The 16,138-nt window shown below is 71.0% G+C and carries 13 protein-coding genes; 6 read left to right on the plus strand and 7 right to left on the minus strand.

Annotated elements, in window-relative coordinates; all coding sequences use genetic code 11:
- On the minus strand, positions 1–1,061 hold a 1,061-nt coding region (locus VFB40_RS06245), incomplete at its 3' end, for a substrate-binding domain-containing protein (RefSeq protein WP_324848334.1).
- A 277-nt stretch (positions 1,062–1,338) separates the two neighbouring features.
- Here VFB40_RS06245 and VFB40_RS06250 point away from each other — a divergent pair.
- The 6 genes from VFB40_RS06250 (at position 1,339) to VFB40_RS06275 (ending at position 8,220) form a co-directional block, all read left to right on the plus strand.
- Complete coding sequence (locus VFB40_RS06250; RefSeq protein ID WP_324848335.1) at positions 1,339–2,373, plus strand: LacI family DNA-binding transcriptional regulator; 1,035 nt, start codon at positions 1,339–1,341, stop codon at positions 2,371–2,373.
- Complete coding sequence (locus VFB40_RS06255) at positions 2,370–3,362, plus strand: carbohydrate kinase family protein (RefSeq protein WP_324848336.1); 993 nt, start codon at positions 2,370–2,372, stop codon at positions 3,360–3,362. Before VFB40_RS06250 ends, VFB40_RS06255 begins: the two co-directional genes overlap by 4 nt.
- A gap of 302 nt (positions 3,363–3,664) precedes the next feature.
- Positions 3,665–5,641, plus strand: coding sequence for a cellulose binding domain-containing protein (locus VFB40_RS06260; protein WP_324848337.1), 1,977 nt, complete (start codon positions 3,665–3,667; stop codon positions 5,639–5,641).
- A 128-nt stretch (positions 5,642–5,769) separates the two neighbouring features.
- On the plus strand, positions 5,770–6,219 hold the full coding sequence (locus VFB40_RS06265; RefSeq protein ID WP_324848338.1) for an OsmC family protein: 450 nt from the start codon (positions 5,770–5,772) through the stop codon (positions 6,217–6,219).
- 160 nt (positions 6,220–6,379) lie between these two features.
- The gene (locus VFB40_RS06270) at positions 6,380–7,378 is read left to right on the plus strand and encodes an efflux ABC transporter ATPase subunit, DrrA-related (RefSeq protein WP_324848339.1); all 999 of its coding nucleotides are present in this window, start codon (positions 6,380–6,382) and stop codon (positions 7,376–7,378) included.
- Positions 7,378–8,220 (plus strand): ABC transporter permease, encoded by an 843-nt coding sequence (locus VFB40_RS06275; RefSeq protein ID WP_324848340.1) that lies wholly within the window; start codon positions 7,378–7,380, stop codon positions 8,218–8,220. The genes VFB40_RS06270 and VFB40_RS06275 overlap by 1 nt, the downstream gene beginning before the upstream one ends.
- A gap of 20 nt (positions 8,221–8,240) precedes the next feature.
- Here the strand turns inward: VFB40_RS06275 and VFB40_RS06280 are convergent, their stop codons facing one another.
- From VFB40_RS06280 to VFB40_RS06305, 6 genes are all read right to left on the minus strand, one after another.
- Complete coding sequence (locus VFB40_RS06280; protein ID WP_324848341.1) at positions 8,241–11,207, minus strand: ATP-binding protein; 2,967 nt, start codon at positions 11,205–11,207, stop codon at positions 8,241–8,243.
- 78 nt (positions 11,208–11,285) lie between these two features.
- The gene (locus VFB40_RS06285; protein ID WP_324848342.1) at positions 11,286–11,558 is read right to left on the minus strand and encodes a hypothetical protein; all 273 of its coding nucleotides are present in this window, start codon (positions 11,556–11,558) and stop codon (positions 11,286–11,288) included.
- The gene (rfbA, locus tag VFB40_RS06290; RefSeq protein ID WP_324848343.1) at positions 11,558–12,442 is read right to left on the minus strand and encodes a glucose-1-phosphate thymidylyltransferase RfbA; all 885 of its coding nucleotides are present in this window, start codon (positions 12,440–12,442) and stop codon (positions 11,558–11,560) included. Before rfbA ends, VFB40_RS06285 begins: the two co-directional genes overlap by 1 nt.
- A gap of 125 nt (positions 12,443–12,567) precedes the next feature.
- Positions 12,568–14,235, minus strand: coding sequence for a hypothetical protein (locus tag VFB40_RS06295; protein ID WP_324848344.1), 1,668 nt, complete (start codon positions 14,233–14,235; stop codon positions 12,568–12,570).
- A complete protein-coding gene (locus tag VFB40_RS06300) occupies positions 14,235–15,200 on the minus strand; it encodes a glycosyltransferase (protein ID WP_324848345.1) in 966 nt (321 codons plus the stop codon). Before VFB40_RS06300 ends, VFB40_RS06295 begins: the two co-directional genes overlap by 1 nt.
- Positions 15,187–16,095, minus strand: a complete 909-nt coding sequence (locus VFB40_RS06305) for a glycosyltransferase (protein ID WP_324848346.1) — start codon at positions 16,093–16,095, stop codon at positions 15,187–15,189. Before VFB40_RS06305 ends, VFB40_RS06300 begins: the two co-directional genes overlap by 14 nt.
- Positions 16,096–16,138 lie beyond the last annotated feature (43 nt).

Below are 16,138 nucleotides of genomic sequence, written 5' to 3' on the forward strand. Positions count from 1 at the left end.
AGCGCGGTGCCGGTGTCGAAGAAGGACTTGCCCTGCGTCACGCTCGGCTTCGAGCCGCCGCGGGCCAGCTTCGCGATCGAGTCCACGCCGAGAGCGGCCATCTTGCCGGGGTACTGCACCGCGTCGGCGGTGAATTCGCCGGTGCCCACCAGCTTGAGGCCGGAGCAGCTGCCGTCGATCGCGTAGACCGCGACCTGGCTCTGCTTGCCCGCGGCCTTGAGCGCGTTGTACGCGCCTTCCGCGGCCGGCTCGTTGATCGCGTAGACCACGTTGATGTTCGGGTTCGCGGACAGGCAGTTCTCCATCGCGGTGCGGCCGCCGTCGATGGCGCCCTGGGTGGGCCGGTGGCAGGCGATGGTGTACGAGCCGCCGCCGGTGTATGTGCCGGTCTTGGCCTCCTGGCCGTTCTCGGTGGCGCTGCCCGGGTTGATGCCCATGCCTTCCAGGAAGCCGTGGTCGCGGTCGATGTCGACGGAGACGACCTGGTTGTTGAACAGGTCGAGCATGGCGATGACGGCGGGCTTGCCGGCCAGGGCGGCGGCCGCGTACTGGCCGTCGAGCTTTCCGGCGGCGGTGTTGTCGGTGGCGTAGGTGATGTCGGCGGTGCTCGGCGGGTTCGGCGCGGTGTCCAGCGCGATGACGAACAGGCCGGCCTGCTTGGCCTGGTTGAGCGCGGCGTTGACCGCGTCGCCGTTGGTGGTGATCAGGATGCCCTTGTCGCCGCGGGCGATCGCGTTGTCGATCGCGGTGATCTGGCTCTGGGTGTCGCCGTCCTTGGTGCCGGCCGCGACGGTGAGGTTCACGTTGTCCTTGGCCGCGGCGGTCTTGGCGTCGTTCTCCATGCTGACGAAGTACGGGTTGGTCAGCGTCTTGAGGATCAGCGAGACGCCCACCGCGGAGCCCGAGCCGGAACCCGAGCCGCCGGAGCCTGCCGAGGTGCTGCCGGAGGAGGAGCTACAGGCCGCCAGGGCGGCGACAGCGCACAACGCGGTAGCGGCGGCGGCCGCGCGGGTGCGCCGGCTCAGGCGCGGCGCGTGGGTGCTCGTCGTCGAGCTGTCCATGGTTCAAGCCTCTCTGGGACGTACGCGGGGTGAGGGTGGTGGCCGGAGGTCGTGTCTGACGTGTCCCGGTGCGGCCCGGTCGGGAATTCGCGAGGGGCGAGAAATTCCGCGGGAACCTCGGGACAACGTTGTCTCGCCGGGATACTCTCTCGTATGCGACAATGCGTCAAGCCACAGGCAGAGACCCATAGGCAACGAGTCGGTAACGCAACCCTCGGGAGAGACAACGATGCCTCACGCGGAACCTGGTCCATCGCGGCCGGCCGGACGGCCCACCATGCGGGACGTCGCGGCGCTGGCCGGGGTGGCGATCAAGACCGTCTCCCGCGTGGTCAACGGGGTCAGCACGGTCGATCCCGCGCTCGCCGCCCGGGTCCGTGAGGCGGCCGACAAGCTGGGCTACCGGCCGAACCTGACGGCGAGCAATCTGCGCCGCAGCGACGGGCGCACCGCCACCATCGGCATGCTGGTCGAGGACGCGGCGAACCCCTTCTCCGCGGCGCTGATGCGGGCGGTCGAGGACACCGCCCGGCGGCGCCACGTGCTGGCGCTCTTCGGCAGCCTCGACGAGGACGCGACGCGGGAGCGCGAGCTGGCCGGTGCGTTCATCGACCGCCGCGTGGACGGGCTGCTGATCGTCCCGGCCGGGCACGACCACAGCTACCTGATCAAGGAACGCGCGGCCGGGACCTGCCTGGTGTTCGTCGACCGCGAACCGAAGCTGCTGGACGCCGACGCGGTGCTCTCGGACAACCGGACCGGGGCTATCAACGCGGTGAATCACCTGCTGGCCGGCGGACACCGGCGGATCGCGTACCTCGGTGACCGGCTGTCCATCTCCACCGCGGCGCAGCGGTTCGAGGGCTACCGACACGCGCTGGAGCTGGCGCGGGTGCGGCCGGACGAGCGGATCGAGTGGCACGAGGCGAGCTCGGAGCAGGCCGCGATCGAGGCCACCGAGCGGATGCTGAAGCTGCCTGATCCACCGACTGCCGTGTTCACCGGACAGAACCTGGTCACGATCGGTGCGAGCCGGGCGCTGCGCGCCTTGGGCCTGCAGGACGAAGTGGCGATGGTCGGATTCGACGACTTCCCGCTCGCGGACATGCTGCGGCCGGGGATCACCGTCGTGGCGCAGGACATCGAGGCGCTCGGCCGGATCGCCGCGGAAACCCTGTTCCGCAGGCTGGACGGCGATACCTCACCGACCGGCACGCACATCGTCCCGACACGCCTGATCACGCGCGGCTCCGGGGAAATCGCGGCCCCGGCGGCGCGCGGCAGGCAGAGTCGAGACAGGATGAGCTCGTGACGGAGCATCTCCAGGCCGAGCCGCCCTCGACCGATCGACTCGGCCCGGCGTCCGGCCGGCCGCGGCTGACCGTGATCGGGGAAGCCCTGATCGACCTGGTGCCGGGCGCCGGGCCCGGCGACTATCAGGCGCGGCCGGGCGGCAGCCCGTTCAACGTCGCGATCGGCCTGGTGCGGCTCGGTCATCGCACTACCCTGATGGCGCGGCTCGCGGACAACGCCTTCGGCAGGCAGCTGCGCGAGCACGCCGCCGCGGAGGGCGTCGATTTGAGCAGCGCGCCGCAGGCCGCCGAGCCGACGACGCTCGCGGTGGTCTCCCTGGACGCGGAGGGCCACGCCGGGTACGACTTCTACCTCGACGGCACCGCCGACTGGCAGTGGACCGATGCGGAGCTGGCGCGGATTCCGGCGGACACCGCGGTGCTGCACGTCGGCTCGCTCGCGTCCTGGACGCAGCCGGGCGATCGGCACATCCGCGCCGCAGTGGCCCGGTCGCGGCAGCACGGCAGCACGCTGATCAGCTATGACCCGAATATCCGCCCTCTGCTGCTCGGGAACTCGGAACAGGCGCGGCCGCTCGTCGAGGACTTCGTGGCGGTGGCGCACGTGGTCAAGGCCAGCCGTGAGGACATCGAGTGGTTGTACCCGGGAACGGGTATCGCAGAGGTCGGTGATCGGTGGCTGAAGCTCGGCGCGCTGGCCGTCGTGATCACAGACGGCCCGGACGGAGCGCATCTGCTGCGTCCGGACGCCGCGCCGGTACATCGGCCGGGCCGCAAGATCCGCCTGGTGGACACGATCGGGGCCGGCGACGCCTTCACCTCCGGGCTGCTCGGCGGCCTGGTGCGGCGGGGGCTGCAAACGCCGGAGCGATTGAGCCAGTGCTCTGCCGAACTGCTGGCGGAGACGGTCGATGAAGCAGTGCTGATCTCGGCACTCACCTGCGAACGGGTCGGCGCCGACCCGCCCTTCGCCGCCGCGCTGGCGTGAACAGAGCCGGTCACCGCGACCCCGCGGCGACCGGCTCGATCTTTTGCGACGGGCTGAAAGTCTCAACGGCGGCGCGGACTATCCCCTGATGACCTGCATCCATGTCTCGATCAGGGCGGGCTCACCCGCGCCTGGTTGACACGAGCGCGGCCCGGCGCCTACGGTCCCGGGCACATCGCTGAGACCCAGTGTCTCAGCGAGCTGATGGTTTTGGGCGCGCGGCATGGGCCGGCGCGAGGGCACCCCGGAACACCAGCGCGCCGGGAGGTTTCCGGCGGCACAGTTTCGATCTGGACCTGACCATGTCCATCAGTGAGGAGCGAACGACCTTGTTAGCGTTAACAGGACGCGGGCGAACGCCCGGGTCCCGCCCCGGCCTGCGTCGCGCCGCCGTCGCCTGCGGCGTCGCCGCCCTCGGCTCGAGCGCGGTCGTCGCCGTGACGGCGGGCGGGGCCAGCGCCGCGTCCGGCTGTCAGGCCACGTATTCGATCACCAGCCAGTGGAGCACCGGTTTCGGCGCCAGCGTCTCGGTGACCAACCTCGGGGCGCCGATCAGCTCGTGGACCGTCGGCTGGAGCTTCCCCGGCAACCAGCAGATCACCCAGCTGTGGAACGGCACTTACACCCAGAGCGGTTCGAACGTCTCCGTCGCGAACGTCTCCTACAACGGCTCGGTCGGGACGAACGCGGCCCTCTCCTTCGGCTTCAACGGCTCGTATTCGGGCACGAACGCGGCTCCCGCGCAGCTCAGCCTGAACGGCACCATGTGCAACGGCTCGGTGAGTTCGGCCTCTGGCACGCCGAGCCCCACCTCGGTCTCGCCCACCCCGACGCCGAGTTCCAGCCCGAGCAAGAGCCCGACGCCGAGCGCCAGCGCCAGCCCGACCCCGTCGTCCTCGCCCTCCTCGAACCCCGGCGCGGGCACGTGGGTGGCCGCCCCAGTGAACCAGTTCAGCGGCGGCCCGGCCACCTTCATGTGGCTGATGAGCGACGGCAGCATCCTGTCCAACGGCGCGGACCTGCACCAGTGGGTCAAGCTGGTGCCCGACGCGTTCGGCAGCTACGCCAACGGCCACTGGGTCTCGCTGGCCACCAGCCCCTATGGCCTCGGCGCGGCGCAGGAGCACATCCTGCCCGACGGCCGCTTCTACCAGGCCGGCGGCGAATACGTGTACTTCTGGCCCTCCGGCAGCTCCTCCAACGACCACAACGGCGTGCAGCTCTACAACCCGGTGACCAACACCTGGAGCCTGGGCCAGTCGGGTCTCTACGGCAACCTGCAGGACACCGGAAGCGCCAGCCTGCGTGACGGCAGCATCGTCTCCAGCGACCAGCAGAACCCGAAGACCCAGATCTTCAGCCCCACGACCAACAGCTGGACCGCGGCCGGGTCCCGTCCCACCACCTCCGGCGAAGACGGCTGGGTGCCGCTGTCGGACGGCTCGGTGGTCTCCGTGGGCAACTACGGCGCCTACCGCTTCGACCCGACCAACAACACCTGGCACACCCTGGCCACCCCGCCCTCCGGCTACGCCAACGGCAACGTGGACTCCTCCATGGTCACCGAGATGTACAGCGGCAAGATCTTCGTGGCCGGCAGCAACACCACCGCGATCTACACCCCCGGCTCCACCACCAGCAGCGCCGGCAGCTGGGTGACCGGACCGCCTACGCCTCAGGGCACGTACACCGACGACGTGTACACCAGCGTCGAACCCAACGGCAAGGTCATCTTCGACTCGGTCAAGTGCAGCTGGCTCACCAACCAGTGCGGCTCCGCCTCCGGACCGCTGATCGACGAGTACGACCCGACCACCAACACCATCTCCACCATCCCCGAACCCCCCGACTCCTCCGGCCAGGTCGTCAACTTCCTCGACCTGCCCAACGGCCAGGTCATGGGAGCCGCGGGCGGCCGCAACTGGATCTGGACCCCGGTCGGCGGACCCCAGGACTCCTGGCGGCCCTCCGTCACCGGCGTCACGGCCAACGCCGACGGCTCCTACCACCTGGCCGGCACCCAGCTGTCCGGCATGGTGGCCACCGGCGAGGACGACTTCCAGGCCCCGGAGAACTACCCGATCGTCTACCTCAAGGACAGCGCCGGGCACGTGTACTACGCCCGCACCTACAACTGGAGCTCCGAGGTACCCAGCAAGCCGGGCGAAGCGCAGACCACTGAGTTCGCAGTGCCCTCGGGCCTCGCGCACGGTACGTACTCGCTGTACGTGTCGTCGTGCGGCGTCTCATCCCTGGCTGCCTATTCGTTCACGTACTGATGCTGCGTTTTCAACACTCCTGATGCTGCGGTAATCGCTACGTGAACGCAGGCGCGGGCGGTCGAGCCATCGACCGCCCGCGTTCTGTCGCGGTACATAAGACGGCGCCAGCGCTTATGGTCGGCAGCATGAGCACAAATGACGACTCCCCCAGCTCGGACACGCTGCGCAGCGTGCGCGTCGACCGGGTCGCGGCCGGGCAGTACACCGCGACCAATGCGCGCGGCGTGACGATCGACCTCGGCTCCGGCGACGAGGTCTTCTCGCCGGTCGAGCTGCTGCTGGCGGCGATCGGCGGCTGCACCGCGATCGACGCCGACGTCGCGACCAGCCGCCACGCCGAGCCGACCGGGTTCTCGGTCAGCGTGGCCGGCCACAAGATCAAGGACGACCAGGGCAGCCGGATGACAGACCTGGAAGTGACCTTCCGGGTCTCCTTCCCCGAGGGAGGGGAGGGTGACGCGGCCCGCGCGATCCTGCCGCGCGCGGTGAAGCTGTCGCATGACCGGCTGTGCACGGTCAGCCGCACGGTCGAGATCGGCACGCCGGTCAAGTCGGTGGTCGCGGACGAGGGGTGAGCGCGGCGTCCGGCAGTTCTTCCGGCCCGTCGAGGCGCAGGACGCGCTGGAACTGCTGCGACGCCTGACCGAGGACCGCTGACCGGCGCTGACAAGAGTTGAGCCCGCCACTGTCAGCTCGTGTCAGGGCGGTGTCAGCGCCGCGTGCGACCTTGAGTCCATGACACAGACAAGGGTTGCGGCGACGACGGTCGACGCCGCGGTGTCCACGCGGGGCCTGGTCAAGAGGTTCGGGGACCAGGTGGCCGTCGACGCGGTGGACCTCGACGTGGCGACCGGGACCGTGTTCGGGTTGCTCGGGCCGAACGGCGCCGGGAAGACCACCATCGTGCGGATGCTGGCCACGCTGCTGGCCCCGGACGGCGGCACGGCCTCGGTCGGCGGCTTCGACGTGGTGCGGCAGGCGCACGCCGTGCGCCGGGTGATCGGCCTGACCGGCCAGTACGCCTCGGTCGACGAGGCGCTCAGCGGCCGGGAGAACCTTTACATGATCGGGCGGCTGCTGGACATGCCGGCCAAGGCGGCGCGCGCTCGCGCCGACCAGCTGCTGGAGACCTTCGGGCTCGCCGACTCGGCGAAGAAGATGGCCAAGCACTACTCCGGCGGCATGCGCCGCCGGCTGGACCTGGCCGCCTCGCTGGTCGGCACCCCGCAGGTGCTCTTCCTCGACGAGCCGACCACCGGGCTCGACCCGCAGCGGCGCAACGACCTGTGGGACATCGTGCGCGAGCTGGCCTGGAACGGGACCACCGTGCTGCTGACCACGCAGTACATGGAGGAGGCCGAGGCGCTGGCCCGGCAGATCGCGGTGATGGACCGCGGTCGGATCATCGCCTCCGGATCACCCGAAGAGCTCAAGCACCAGGTGGCCGGGCGGCGGCTGCGGGTGCGTCCCGCGGACCCGACGGATCTGCCGATCCTCCAAGCCCTGATGGCGGAGATTCTGGGCACCGCGCAGGAGGAGGGCATCGGCCAGGTGAGCGGTCCGCTCGCCGAGGACGAGCAGCTGAACCTGATGCTGCGCGAGATCGCCGCCAAGGAGATCGCGCTGGCGGACGTCAGCACCTTCACGGCCTCGCTTGACGAGGTGTTCATCACGCTGACCGGCGCGAGCGCCGGCGGCGACGGCGCAGGCAGCACCCGAAAGGAAGAGCACTGATGAGCGCGGTGGAGGCAGGCGCGGCGGACGGGGCGCTCGCGCGACCGGGAACCGACAGGGGGGTCTCCGGCCGGGTGTCGGTCGCCGAGTGGCTGCGGCACAGCGGAACGATGATCCGCCGGAACCTGCTGTCGATCAAGGCGGATCCGGAAGAGCTCATGGACGTCACGATCTTCCCCCTGATCATGACGGTGCTGTTCACGTACGTGTTCGGCGGGGCGATGAAGAACAGCGTCGACGGGAACTACCTGGAGTACCTGGTGCCGGGCATCCTGGCGCAGATGCTGACCTTCGGCACCATGTACACCGGGATCAAGCTGAGCAACGATTTCTCCAAGGGCGTGATCGACCGATTCCGCTCGCTGCCGATCGCCCGCTCGGCCGTGCTGAACGGGCACATCGTGGCGGCGCTGCTGCGGCTGCTGATCGCGGCCGTGATCACCACGGCCTCGGCGGTGGCGCTGGGCTTCCGCGTGCACACCTCGCCGCTCGCCTTCCTGGCCGGGATCGGGGTGCTGATGACGCTCGGCCTGGCGATCTCGTGGGTGGCGGTGTACATCGGCTCGACCGCGAAGACCCCGCAGGCGGTGCAGGGCGTCGGCCAGCTGGTGCTGTTCCCGATGATGTTCGCCTCGTCCATCTTCGCGCCGACCACCACCATGCCCGGCTGGCTGCAGGCCTTCGTGAAGATCAACCCGCTGACGACGGCCGCCGACTCGGCCAGGGCGCTGATGATCGGTGAGCCGGCGTTCCACGCGGTGTGGGTCACGCTGGTGTGGTCCGCGGGGCTGACCGCGGTGTTCGCGCCCCTCGCAGTGCGGGCCTACAAGCGGCGCAGCTGAGCGCCGTGCCTGACGCCGGGTCAGGCCGCCATCAGGTCGGCCTGCTCCCGGGCCAGGGCCAGGGCCGCTTCGGGGGAAAGCGCCCGGCCCTCGGCGAAGGCGCGCTCGTACTCCGCGGAGCCGAGCGCGCCGCGCGCCGCGCGCACGGCCCGCGCCACGTCGATGTGCCGGGCCGGCGGCAGCACCGCAGGCCGGATCGCCGTGGCCGCGCCGAGCAGCACGGCGGAGAGGCGCGGCTGCTGCGCGGCCTGCGCCGCGGCCGCCAGGCCCTCGACGCAGGCGGCCACGTCGGGGCGGTCGTAGAACAGCTTGGTCGCCGCGATCAGGCCGGCCCGCAGGTGCCCGGCGGCCTCGCGCGGCCGGCCGCGGTCCGCGGCGAGCAGGCCCGAGCTGATCTCGTACTGGGCGCGGAACGGGCCGAGGTAGCCGCGCTCGGCGGTCGATCGTCCGGCCGCCAGGTGCCGCGCCGCGGCGTCGAGGTCGCCGCGGCGCCGGGCGAATTCGGCCCGGCTGAGCATCAGGTAGGTGCGGATCTCCACGGAGGCGGCGCGGTCGACCAGGCGTTGCTCGGTCTGCGCGATGATCAGGTCCGCCTGCTCCGGCTCGCCGAGGAACTCGTGCTCCCAGGCCATTTGCAGGCCGAGCATCCCCAGGTCGCCGGTGGCGCCGAGTTCCTCGGCCACCTCGGCCGCCTCGGCGTAGGTCTCCAGCGCCGCGCGGTGCTCGCCGCGCATGCTCTGTACGTAGCCGAGCGCCTGCCCGGTCTCCGCGATGCCCCAGCGGTCGCCGGTGCGGCGGAACAGCTCCAACGCCTGGCGAGTGCACTGCTCGGCCGCGGCGGTGTCGTCGTCGGCGAGCATGCGCGAGCGGAACATGAGGATCAGGCCGACGTCCCAGTCCTTGCCCGCCGCCTCGGCCGCCGACTGCACCTCGTCCAGCGTCTGCGAGATCCCCTCCGCGCCGAACATGGCCAGCAGCAGCTCGACCAGGATGCCGATCGTGTGGTAGCCGCCGACCTCGCGGAAGATCGCCCGCGAGCGCTCCAGCAGCGCCCTGGTCTCCTCGACTTCGACCCCCGTGTCAAGGCCGGTGATGGCGCGTAACGCGAGGACCAGGGCGTATTGCGCGGAGGAGGTCTCCCCCGCGCTCTCGGCCAGTTCCGCGACCGCGGTATAGAGCGGCTGCGTGTCGCGGCGGCCACGCAGCATCCAATACCAGCTCAGATTGGTGGACAGGCGCAGCGCCTTAGCGACGTCGCGGCGCTCAAGCGTCCAGTTCAACGCCGCGCGCAGGTTGTCGTCCTCGGCGTCGAGCCGCGCGATCCAATGCAGCTGCTCGGGGCCGCGCAGGTTGGGCTCGGCGGTGGCGATCAGGTTCGCGTAGTAGGCGGCGTGCCGGTCGCGGGCGGTCTGCTCGCAGCCGATCTCAGTCAGCCGGTCGCGGGCGTATTCGCGGATCGTCTCCAGCAGCCGGTACCGCATCGTGCCGTCGTCGAGCCGGTCGGCCACCACCAGCGACTTGGCGACCAGCCGGCCGAGCACGTCGAGCACGTCCGTGCCGACCACGGCGTCCAAGTCCTCAAGGCTCGCGCCGCCCACGAACACCGAGCAGGTCGCCAGCACCTCGCGCTCAGCGGCGTCGAGCAGGTCCCAGCTCCAGTCCACCACCGCGCGCAGCGTCTGCTGGCGCGGCAGGGCGGTGCGGGCGCCGTTGGTCAGCAGCCGGAACCTGTCGTCGAGCCGGTCGGCGACCTGACGCGGGGTCAGCAGGTTGAAGCGGGCCGCGGCCAGCTCCAGGGCGAGCGGGCTGCCGTCGAGCCGCCGGCAGATCTCCGCGAGCGCCTCGCCGTCGGGGCCGTCGGTGGCCAGGTCGGGCCGCACCGCGCGGCCGCGTTCGAGCAGCAGCTGCATCGCCGCGTACTCGCCGAGCCTGGACTGCTCGGCCTCGACCGGCGGCACCGGCAGCGGGTCGATGGGCAGGCGCACCTCGCCGGGCACGGCCAGCGGCTCGCGGCTGGTGGTCAGGATGGTGACCTGCGGGCAGCGGTCCAGGATGAGCGCGGCCAGGTCGGCCGCGGCGTCGACCACGTGCTCGCAGTTGTCCAGAACCAGCAGCAGCCTGCGATCGGCAAGGGTGGCCGCGATGCGGGTGCGGTAGTCGCCGTGGTCGACGGCGCGGCGGGCGCGCTCGGTCACCACCAGGTCGCGGCCGCCCACCGCGGTCAGCACCTCCGCGGCGACCGCCTCCGAGCCGACCGGGGCCAGCTCGGCGACGACCGCGCCGTCTCGCGCGTAGGCGACGGCTTTGGCGACGGAGGTCTTCCCCGCTCCCCCGGCGCCGACCAAGGTGAGCAGGCGGGTGGTGTCCAGTCGCGCGCTGATCTCAGCGATCAGGCGATCGCGGCCGATGAGCCGGACGCCGCCGGGCGCGAGCCGCGGCGCGACAGCCGCCGCTGGGGTGGCCGGCGCGGATTCGTTCGGGAACCCGTCGTGCTCGGATCCCGGCGCGGGGGCGGAGCCGGCGAGCGCGCGCACCTTCCAGCACTCGGCCTCGATCCGGCGCGCCTCGTCGGCCAGGTCGGGCACGTCCGCGAACTCGGCCAGCGGCTCGGGACCGGCCAGGCTCAGCGCCTCGCGAGCCGCGATCGCGGTCCCCTCGGCGATCAGCCGGTCGAAGCGGGAGAGGTCCACCTGCTCGGGACCGAGCGCCAGCAGGTAGCCGTTCGGCCGGGATATCACGGCGTCGGCGCCGAGCACCCGGCGCAGCCGTGAGATGAGCGCCTGCAGTGCGTTGGCGCTCGGCGGTTCGCCGTCCCAGAGCTGATCGGCGAGGTATTCGGCGCGCCGCGGGACGCCTGGGCTCAGCGCGAGCAGCGCGAGCAGGGACCGCAACCTGCGCCCGGGAACCTCCAGCGGGGTACCGTCGCGCCGCGCTTCGACGCCGCGCAGCACGGACACCCGCAGGCCGGGTATGGGGGTCTGGTCCACCCGCACATTCTCACCGATCAGCCGCTTAGGCGGCGCGCCTATTACGCCCAGGGCGAACAGCGAGATCCGGCTTGCAGCTCAGTGCGCGCCGTTCAGCTTCGGATCGTGCGCCGGAGCCGGTGCGGCGGCCTCGGCCTCCTCCTGGCCCTCGGCCTCCTGCTGCTCGGCCCGTCCGGCGTCCAGCTTGCGCAGCTGCTTGGTCATCGACTTGCCGAGGAACCAGGTGACCAGGCCGATGACCACCACGATGAGGAAGCCCATCATGCCGGGCCCGACCCACGGGGTGTTGTCGTTGACGGTGGCCGCGGCCAGCGGGTGAACCGCGCCGACGGCGGCGAGAACGGTGCTCATCACATGCCTCCCGGACTGCTCTCAGTATCCAGCAGGCCCAGCAGATACGCACCGTACCCGCTCTTGAGCAGCGGCTCGGCCAGCTCGCGCAGCCGCGCCGAGTCGAGGAACCCGGCCCGCCACGCGGCCTCCTCGACGCACCCTATCTTCAGGCCCTGGCGTTCCTCGATCACCCGCACGTACTCGGCCGCCTGGACCATCGAGGAGAAGGTCCCGGTGTCCAGCCACGCGGTGCCGCGGTCGAGCACTGAGACGGTCAGCTCCCCGGCCTCCAGGTAGGCCGCGTTCACCCCGGTGATCTCCAGCTCGCCGCGCGCGCTCGGCTTGAGCGCCTTGGCGATCTCGACCACGCGGTTGTCGTAGAAGTAGAGGCCGGGCACCGCGTACCGGGACTTCGGCTTGGCCGGCTTCTCCTCGATGGAGACCGCGCGGCCGGTCTCGTCGAACTCGACGACGCCGTAGGCGCTCGGGTCGGCGACGGGGTAGGCGAAGACCAGCCCGCCCTTGAGGTCGGTGTGGTTGCGCAGCTGCCGCCCGAGCCCGACGCCGTGGAAGATGTTGTCGCCGAGCACCAGCGCGACCGACTCGTCGCCGATGAACCGCTCGCCGAGGATGAACGCCTGCGCCAGCCCCTCCGGCCGCTCCTGGACCGCGTACTCCAGGCGCAGGCCGAACTGCGAGCCGTCGCCGAGCAGCCGCTGGAACGCCGCCTGGTCCTCCGGCGTGGTGATGATCAGGATCTCGTCGATCCCGGACATGACCAGCGTGGACAGCGGATAGTAGATCATCGGCTTGTCGAAGACCGGCATGAGCTGCTTGGAGATGGCCTTGGTGATCGGCCACAGCCGCGAGCCGGTGCCGCCTGCCAGGATGATTCCGCGCATGAATGGACAGCCTATCGGTCGGGTTGCTGAGCGCAGACCCACCGTACCCGAAGGACCGCGGCGGTCGGACGCGGGCCCGGCGACGCCCGAGCGACGCCGGGTTCGGCGATCCGGACGGCCTCGGCTCAGCCCCGGGGCAGCTCGGCGAGCAGGTTCTTGTTCCAGATCATGATCTCTTCGCCGGGCAGCTGCACGGTCCGCAGCGGGCGCCCGAACTGCGCGATCGCCTGCTGCGGCCGCGCGTAGACCGAACTGCCCGCGCCGAGGCCGAAGACGATGAAGTCGGCGTAGTGCTTCTCAGGGTCGTACCACGTCGAGTTGGAATCCCAGACGTATTGCACGATGCCTTGCGGCTCTGTGTTGAGCGGTCGCACCTGTACCGCGCCGCCGGACGCGACCGTGATGTTGTTCGCGTTCCAATATCCGCCGAGCCCGTAGGTGTAGCCGTGTGCCTTAAGCCAGATCTCCGCGCCGGAGGCATCCGCCGGCGCACTCGGTCGGCTCGCGTGGTACATCAGCACTCCGGAGAACACCACGGCCAGCGCGCCGAGGGTGGCGATGAGCCGGCGGTCCGCAGCGATCCGCGATCCGAGCACTCGACCGGCTAACGCGGCACCGAGCGGCAGCACCACCGCGATCTCGCGGGCACCGCCCTCGATCTCGGTGCTGAACACGAAGGCCACCAGGTTCAGCAGCAGCCCGATCGTCAGCAGCCTGACGATCGGGTCCCCGTCGCGCGTCAGCCGCCGCGCGGACTTGACCAGTGCGACGGTGACCAGGGCGGCCCCGGACAAGTGCAGCAGCGTGATGAGGGTTTCGGCGGGCGTGAGGTTGCCGCCCGCCGGGTTGGCACCGATCAGCGGCATGCCGAAGAAGTCGGCCGCGAACAGCCGCAGATAGAAGCCGATCGCCTCCCACAGAGAGGTGGCCATCTGGTCCGCGCCGGTGAAGGCCAGGCTGGGCGGGCGCATCAGATAGCCGCCGAGCTGATGGATCAGCCGGGGCACCTCGACCCCGGTGATCACGGCGAGCAGCACCGCGCAGAACTCGGCGATCTGCGGCCTGCGCTCGCCCGCGCCCCGCCACAGCCTCAGCGCGCAGAGCAGCGCGATCCCGCCGCCGCCGACGAGCAGCGCCGTGCTGTCGCTGATTCCGGCCCAGGCGAGCAGGAGGAAGAGCAGCGGGAGCCGGTACCAGCGCTGCGGGAGGCGTTCGTAGACCAGGTAGAGGAGCACCAGCGGAACCGCGGTGCCGAGATGGTCCGGCGAGGAGAGCACGACGATCGTGCCCGGTCCGGCCGTGGGTGCGATCATGACCACGATCACGATCAGCACCCTGACGAAAGCCTCCACGCCGACGGCGCGGCCGCGGGCGAGCACGCAGGCCAGCAGGACCAGGAGCGTGTAGGTGATCGCCGCGCTGATCGCCACGACGTCGCCGTCCAGGCCGTGCAGTGCCTCGACGAGCAGGTACTCGGGCAGCTCGGTCAGGTAGAAGGAGACGTCTGTCAGGCTCCAGCGGCTCAGCAGCAGATTGCCGTGGAGCATGTCCCACGCTTGCAGCGCGTTACTCGACCCGTCCGCGTTGAGCGGCTGGGTCATCGCCTGGTGCAGGTACAGCGCGAACAACGTCGCCGCCAGCAACGGCAGACCCGCGAGCGCGACCGCGTGCGACCGGGCCCAGCGCCGCGCCGCGACGACTCGGCGCACGGACGCCTCCGGTCGCCCGGCGAGCTCCGGCTCGACCTCGGCAGCCGGCCGCGGTTTGCCGGTGTCGTCGAGCACGCCGGACATCAGTCCGCGCCAGCCCGGTGGTTCGCTGCGGACTGGTCTGCCGCGTGGCCGCCGGCGCCGTGGTACTGCGCGCCGCGAGGCAGGTACGACAGGTCGGTGCGGCCGGTGAGACCGTCGCGCAGGCCGCGCAGAATGGCGCGTACGTGAGTGCGGCGTTCGGGCTCGAATACCGCCGTCGCGGCCAGCCAGCGGGCCATGAACAGGGCGTTGATGAGCGCGAAGCCGGGAAAGGCACGGCCGTGCTCGCGGGTGAGCACCATGCCGTTGCGGGCGACCCAGTAGTGCCGCCAGGCCGCGTAGTGCAGCACCCGGACCGGGACGAAGAGCAGCCGGTGGTCGCGGCCGTCGCCGATCGAGTGCGGCAGGACGAGGTTCTTGTCCCGCACGATGCGCACCCCGGCCCGGCGCAGCCGTAGGCAGAAGTCGATGTCCACGCAGTCGACGAAGAAGTCCTCACGGAATCCGGACACCGCTTGGATGCACGACCGGCGCACCAGCATCCCGGAGGTGATCACGCTGTAGCGGTCCGAGACGTCGCCGTGCAGGACGGACAGGGTCTCGTACTGTCCGCCCTTCTCCGCGTCGATCGGCGCGGGGCCGACCACGCCGATGGTGGGATCCTCGAGGTGCTTGGCGAGGCCGGGAACCAGGTCCGGCGGCAGCACCGAGTCCTGGTCGAGGAAGAGCACCGCGCCGGACTGCGCGGGCACCTCGCGCAGCCCGAGGTTGAGGGCGGCGGCCAGGCCGAGGTTGTGCCCGGAACGCAGAACCCTGACGTTCGGGTGGTCCAGCTTCTCCGCGCTCGACGCGCTCTCGGCCGGGGTGTTGTCCGCCACGATCACCAGGGCGCAGCCGGTCAGCGCGGACTCGACGACCTGCGCGAGGCGCTCGTCCGGGTGGTAGGCGGTGACGATCGCGGTGATCGGGCCGATCGGTTCGGTGTCTCGGGTTTCACCGGGCGGCACGGTAGGTGGCTCCCTCAGGCAGGTGACGAAGGCTGATCCGGCCGAGCAGGCCGTCGCGCACGCCGCGCAGCAGCGCGGCCGAGTGTTTGGCGCGGCCGTCCTCGAAGGCGGCGGTGCGCCAGGTCCAGGAGGCGAGGAAGAGCACCGCCTTGAGCGACCAGAGCGGGTCGCGGCGCAGGTTCTCGCGCAGCAGGGTGGCGGCGCCGCGGGCGATCCAGTAGAGCCGCCAGGCGGGATAGTGCACGACCTGCACCCGCACCGGGCCGAGCCGGTGCGGGCGCCGGTCGCCGAGCGAGTGCGGCAGCTTGAGCCGCTGGTCCTGCACGATGCGCAGGCCGGTGCGGCGCAGCCGCAGGCAGAAGTCGATGTCCACGAAGTCGACGAAGAAGTCCTCACGGAACCGGCCGACCCGCTCCAGCGCGTCGCGGCGGATCAGCATCCCGGAGGTGATCACGTCGGTGCGGTCGGCGACCTCGGCGCGCAGCGCGGCGAGGTTGTCGTAGGAGGAGTCGTGCGCGGCGTCCCAGGGCGTCGGCGCGGCGATGCCGATCGTCGGATCGCCGAGGTAGCCGGCGAGCGCGGCCACCACCTCGCCGGGCAGGGCCGAGTCCTGGTCGAGCAGCAGAACGGCCTCGGCGTCCTCGGGCAGTTCGGCGATGCCGAGGTTCAGCGCCGCCGCGAGGCCGAGGTTTGCGCCGGGTCGCAGTACCTTGACGCGGCCGCGGCCCTCGACGCCGTCACCGCCGAGCCCGGTCAGCTTGTCGGCGACGGTCGGCTCGGCGCCCGGCGTGTTGTCCACGACGATGACGGTCGAGCAGCTCTCCAGGGCCGACTCGACGACGGCGGTGAGCCGGTCGTCCGGGTGGTACGCGGTCGCGACGGCCGCGATGCGCATTGTCACAGCGTTCGATGGCATAGCTGGCCCTGATGCCTGATCA

Origin of the sequence: Actinocrinis sp. (assembly GCF_035650855.1) — a bacterium.
GTDB lineage: Bacteria > Actinomycetota > Actinomycetes > Streptomycetales > Catenulisporaceae > Actinocrinis.

Excerpts from the sequence above, each read along its gene's own strand:
- VFB40_RS06250 (WP_324848335.1), top strand. The coding sequence starts at position 1,339 with ATGCGGGACGTCGCGGCGCTGGCCGGGGTGGCGATCAAGACCGTCTCC.
- VFB40_RS06260 (WP_324848337.1), top strand. The coding sequence starts at position 3,665 with ATGTCCATCAGTGAGGAGCGAACGACCTTGTTAGCGTTAACAGGACGC.
- VFB40_RS06265 (WP_324848338.1), top strand. The coding sequence starts at position 5,770 with ATGAGCACAAATGACGACTCCCCCAGCTCGGACACGCTGCGCAGCGTG.
- VFB40_RS06270 (WP_324848339.1), top strand. The coding sequence starts at position 6,380 with ATGACACAGACAAGGGTTGCGGCGACGACGGTCGACGCCGCGGTGTCC.
- VFB40_RS06275 (WP_324848340.1), top strand. The coding sequence starts at position 7,378 with ATGAGCGCGGTGGAGGCAGGCGCGGCGGACGGGGCGCTCGCGCGACCG.
- VFB40_RS06285 (WP_324848342.1), bottom strand. The coding sequence starts at position 11,558 with ATGAGCACCGTTCTCGCCGCCGTCGGCGCGGTTCACCCGCTGGCCGCG.
- rfbA (WP_324848343.1), bottom strand. The coding sequence starts at position 12,442 with ATGCGCGGAATCATCCTGGCAGGCGGCACCGGCTCGCGGCTGTGGCCG.
- VFB40_RS06295 (WP_324848344.1), bottom strand. The coding sequence starts at position 14,235 with ATGTCCGGCGTGCTCGACGACACCGGCAAACCGCGGCCGGCTGCCGAG.
- VFB40_RS06305 (WP_324848346.1), bottom strand. The coding sequence starts at position 16,095 with ATGCGCATCGCGGCCGTCGCGACCGCGTACCACCCGGACGACCGGCTC.